2 protein-coding genes are annotated in these 5,199 nt (G+C 54.8%); both read right to left on the bottom strand.

Going from position 1 to position 5,199, the window contains the following annotated elements; all coding sequences use genetic code 11:
• Positions 1 to 3,144: X2-like carbohydrate binding domain-containing protein (locus PKO02S_RS33530; protein ID WP_246067662.1), on the bottom strand; the 3,144-nt coding region annotated here is incomplete at its 3' end.
• Between the two features lie 27 nt (positions 3,145 to 3,171).
• The gene (locus PKO02S_RS31520) at positions 3,172 to 4,353 is read right to left on the bottom strand and encodes a peptidyl-prolyl cis-trans isomerase (RefSeq protein WP_127589188.1); all 1,182 of its coding nucleotides are present in this window, start codon (positions 4,351 to 4,353) and stop codon (positions 3,172 to 3,174) included.
• Between the last annotated feature and the right edge of the window lie 846 nt (positions 4,354 to 5,199).

Here is a 5,199-nt window from a genome sequence, read left to right as displayed (position 1 = left end):
AACAGGCAGTGTCGCAAGGTACGTCTTGGACAGCGTCACCTGCGTGCCATTCACTACGAGGTCCGTCCCTTCCGTCAGCACAGTTGTTCCGTCTCGGACGGCCGCGAGCGTATTCCCATTCAAAGTCATTTCCACGAGCACATCGGCTTGATTAGCGGTATTCTTGTCAAACGAAGCCGTTACCGGCGAGATTGTCGAGGTTCCGTCGCCTACCGTGAAGGAAGCCAACTGCGGAACCTGAATGCCTTGACCGCCGACTTTGACCGTATAAGCGCCTTTCCGATTCGGCAGCCCGCTGACATCGAACACGAATTCGAAGTTGCCGTTCGCATCGCTCAGCGTCTGATCGAATCCGATCGTGGCACCCGCTTCATTCTGCATCGCCATCGTCACATAGCTGTTCGCCACATAATACGTTTGCCCGGTCACCGTAACGAACTGCGCGCTTGGCGCAACTACCGCATTCAAGGCCATTTCAGCCGGAGGCGCATCCGTCTCCTCGAAGGCGATTTTACCAAAATTTCCTCTTACCTTCTTGTTAGCCTCGCCGTTGATCGTCCAGCCCCACTGCCCCCGGCTTGCAAAACCTCCGTCGCTCAGGAAAGCGTTCAGGATGAATGGTTTGCCCGTCCATGGCTGGGATAAGCCCAACACATGCAGTGGAATGGCCGCCTCCATCGTATAGCCTTTTCCATCCGCATCCTTCTTGAGCTCCATGAAGACGGACGGTTTGGAGTTCACTCCATTAATCGTCATGTAGGATTGATACCCGAAGTCGATGCCGCTCCCGAGAACCAATTGAATGTCGGTCGGAAGCATCGTCCCCTTTTTATCGGGATACAGCGTATAATCGAGATCCTCCGTGCCCATAAACAATTCAATCACGTCGCCGTTCCAGATCCCTGTTCCCGTCTTCGTATTGATCATCGGGGTCGGATCCTTCACTTTGGCGCCTAGATACAGCTTTTTCTCATCGTATTTGAAATAAATATTCGCACTGTGGCTGTCCCCGTTGTTGTCGATTACGCCCTGAATGCGCATCAGCTCGGCGTCAGCCCATTCCCCGGTCGGATTTCCGTCCGCATCGGTAGCTACAACGCCGTCCAGCACGATTTCGCCTGAAGCGCGTTTGATCACGATGTCCGTGTCGACAGGAGTCACAGGAACCTCCGCCCCATAGCCGAACGCCATTTTCGTCAAATAAGGGAAGCCGTTGCCCGTATTGCCGACGAGCTTCACGCGGACATACTTCACTCCCGTAGGCAAATAATTCGCTTGCAGCACATCCGGGATGCTGTTGTTGGCCGAGGAGCCGAAGGCCGGATGCTTGTAAACGCCGGCAATATTCCAAAGCGTGAAATCGGTGCCGTTGACGGATGTCCACAGCTCCATCGCCTGGCTGCTAGGGAGATTGCCGAAGTAGTAGCCTTCTACATAGGCAGTTTTGAAATCTTTTCCCGCAGGGGCCGCATACGTCATCATTGAAGCAACGGTCGTATCTCGGCGCTTGATATAGGAGTTGGTGCCAAACGTCCGGATATCGGCGATATTCGACGGGTTGACCACCTGCAGATTCGCGGTATCCGTCCCGGCCACATACTTGGAGAAACCGGATGTATCGTCAATCAGATAACCGTCCATCGGCCTTGTCGAGGAAAGCGAGCTTTCGATGACGACCTGATCGATCTTGAAGTCGCTCGCGGTCGCTGCATCCCCGTAGAACCCGGCCTGCGGAAGGATCACGCGAAGATACCTCGTTCCCGGCGTGATCGGCTCGGCCGTCGAATATGTAGCTTTCACGTATTGAACGCCGGACATGAGCTCCGGACGCAGCTTGCGCACAAGCGTAACCGTCTTGCCGTTCTCGAACGCGCCGGTTTGGCTGTTGTACACGGCTTCCACGACGGACAGCTCATTCTGGACCGTGAAGTTCAGCGCCCATTTGTTATAAGTCACTTCGAGATCCATGGACTTGAACTCATTCGCCGCGGAATAGTACGAGAAATCGCCTGCTGCGCCAATTGCGCTGCTGTTGCTAAGGGTCGTTCCTTTATGACTGAACACTTGCGAGAAATCGGTGAGATCATCGGTAAACCGCCCGCTGCCGTCAAAGGTGATCGAGTGGCCCGTTACGGTCCCAGCATCCGCGGAAGTAGGCGGTGTCGGTACGTATACCCCTGTGCTTACGGCTTGGGTACCGGTTGTGGTCCCCTCCTGAGCAACGGGCGTTACGCCGAAGAATAGAAATTTCCCTATGTCGGCAGGAACAACCGTATATTCTGCATACACGGCATTCGTGATCGTTGTTCTATCCGAGCCGTTCGATTGGGTGCCCCGATACCACTGGTAGACGGACGCGCCTTCCGGATCCGATTCCGCATCACTGAATACATAGCCGCCGGTCAGCGTATTTCCTGGTGCGGGCGTGCCGTACACGCTCAAGGTCACCGCGGAGGGAGCCTGATTGACAGGGCCCTGGCCGTCATCCTCTTTGACAATAAGGATATCGTCCACGGAAATGGTGCCGTTCTGAAGCCGGTACGAAGAGAACGAATATTGGGAAACTTCGGTAGCGGTAGGCGTATAAAGGGCAATATTCGTGGCCGAGGCAATCGGTGTGCCGTCGATCGAGACGCTGTACTTCTTGGCGGTCATATCGACATCGACATGAATGCTGTACCATTGGTTCGCCACAATGCCAGACTTGACCGTGGTCTTATCATTGTTACCGGATCTGCGCGATATCCGGTCCCCGAAAAACAACAGCTCGACCACCTTGGCGCCGCTCGGATCCTTCAGGGCAAAGAAGTAGCCTTCGAAGCCCGAGCTGATCGTACTGGTCTTGGCGCGCAGGTCTGCGCTGAAGGAAGTGGTGATCGGAGCGGCAAAGTTGTAAGTGGCTGTGTTCGCTACTTGATTGCTATTCTCGGTCGTGGACAAGTAGCCGTTCCCCGAGTCTTGAAGGACGCCGACCAAATTGGGACTCGATGTGGCAACCCACCCTGTCGGTACCTGACCTACCGGAGTATTATCGAAATTTTCAGACAAAACGATGACGGGATCGGCCTTGACCTCAGAAATTCCTAGGGGAATCAAGCTGAAAAAGAGCGCTGCCAAGGTCAGAATGGCGATGTTTTTTCTCAAACCACTACCTCCTCTTCTATTTCGATTTCATTTGTTGCTGAGCAGTACTTGAGCGGCCGCAGCCTTCATGGCCTCTTCGTTCTTTGTCAGTCGAGCGAGGTTGGCCTGATCCTGAAGGAACCTTTCGAACGCCTGATCGCTTAGCTTCTGGGCGATCCCTTTGCTCACTTCGCTGAGCGGAACTAATGATTCCGCCTGCTTGTCCACTGCTTGAAGCAGGCTTAGCATTTGGTTGTCTTCGATGATTCCGCTGACTTCCTCCTTGATCAATGGTTTGGCTGCTGCTGCGAGAGCGGGGTGGGTCATCACATCCATCTTGGCGGTCGTCCCGTCGAAGGTTTGTTCCTTGCAACTGAAGACGGTAGGCTGATTGCTGCAGTAGCCGTCGGTTACGGTTTGGAAGTCCTCGCCTGCCGCCACACGCTTTGCGATCTCTTGCAGACGATTCTCCGCGTTCAAGCGGCCGGCCGCGTCATTCGCCATCGGGTAAACCAGCGTGATCATTCTTACTTTCGTTGAGCCTGCCTTCATAAAATCGCGCTTGTTCGCTTCGTAGTAGGCGGTAATGTCCGCATCGGCGACGACATCGCTTTCGTTATGCCTTCGCCGTAGATCCTCCAAAAGCTGCGATTGCCGCATGTCATAGTATGTTTTCGCCTCGAGCTGCTTAGGGCCGTAGATCGGCTTGCCGTTCCTTGCTGCTTGTAGTCGCCGTTCATTTTCCGCCTGCAGTTGCTTCAAGTACGCCGTGTAGCTGGTGTCCTGCAGGAAGCCTGCTTGGACGCCGAGCGATTGTTGGACCTTCGCCGCGACAACCTTTTTCCACGTATCGCTGATGATCTTGTCCATGGGCGTTTCCCCGTTGTAAGGCTTGTTCCAGAATGCGTGACTGTCCTCCGCTCCGTATTTGGATTGGAAATAGGCATAAACCTTCGAGCGTTCCGCCATCAAAAAAGCCGCGAATTCTCTCGCTTCCACGACCTCGCCGTTTACGGTCGCCACGGCGGCCGTCACGTTAGCCAGGTTAGCTCCGGTGACCACCACGTCCGTCGCGTTAGCCGGGTTAGCCACGGCGGCATGGGCTTGGGCTTGAGCTTCCGGCTTGGCACACCCGCCTAACAGGGCCGTTTGGATCCCGATCAGCACACACACCGCACCGACACCGACACCGATACCGAGTACCCGCGCGTTGTTCCTCGCCCTCTTCATAGATTAATTAACACCCCCTTTGTAACCGGTTCCAACACAGTAAAATTCTAGCAGCCTTCTCACAGCTTCGGCTATATGGTTCCATGACCTAATGCTCGTATTTGTAACCATTCGTAGAAACATAGGAAGCCCTCGACCTCCGGGTCGAGGGTTTTGGTTGGTCTCCGTCAAAGTGCCGGCACGAATTAAGCACGAAAATCGTGCTTGCAGCGCAGGCGAGCGCGGCTTCTCGCCTTGCAAGCGCGATTTTCGCTCTTAAGATCATCACCGCCGATCTGCTCATTGGTCGCTGAAAGTCACGAAATGTCGGATTAGCGCTAGCTAGGAAGACAAGGTTACTTGGCCGAAGACGAGCGGGGGCTGCTGACGTAAGGGTTGAGCCGAAAGTTACTTGGCCGGAGACGAGCGGGGGCTGCTAACGTAAAGGTTGAGCTGAAAGTTACGCTAGCATTGCAAGACGTGACAGGGGCTCCAGGTAACCATCCGATGCAGTCGTCATTGCCTGCCGGTCCAGCCTGTGAAAAAAATGACCCGGAAAGAAAAACCATCAGGGAAGATCACCCTGATGGTCCTCTGGAGAAAGAATTCATTTGGCGCGTGGGGAGGACAGGCAGTGGACAGGCAGAGGGGTTCCGGCCGCTGTTGTAAGCACGGCCCTTGGATTGAAGTTGGTTAGGCCCTAATTTCAAAGGCGACCGCTTCGTTTCTCCACTCCGGCCACCTGCCCTCTTCGGTTCTTCTTTCGTTCACAGCGTTACCTTCGGTCACCGGTCCGATCTTGAGCGGACTCCGATGGCCTTGATCTTGCCTCCCATCCAGCTCCAAATCTCTTCTTGGCGGACACAG

The sequence above is a fragment of the Paenibacillus koleovorans NBRC 103111 genome, from assembly GCF_004000845.1.
Lineage (GTDB): Bacteria > Bacillota > Bacilli > Paenibacillales > NBRC-103111 > Paenibacillus_AA > Paenibacillus_AA koleovorans.
This window is presented reverse-complemented; position numbering and strand designations above follow the sequence as displayed.

What these genes read in the sequence shown, in the direction of transcription:
- PKO02S_RS31520 (WP_127589188.1), bottom strand. Translation starts at nt 4,353, where the DNA reads ATGAAGAGGGCGAGGAACAACGCGCGGGTACTCGGTATCGGTGTCGGT.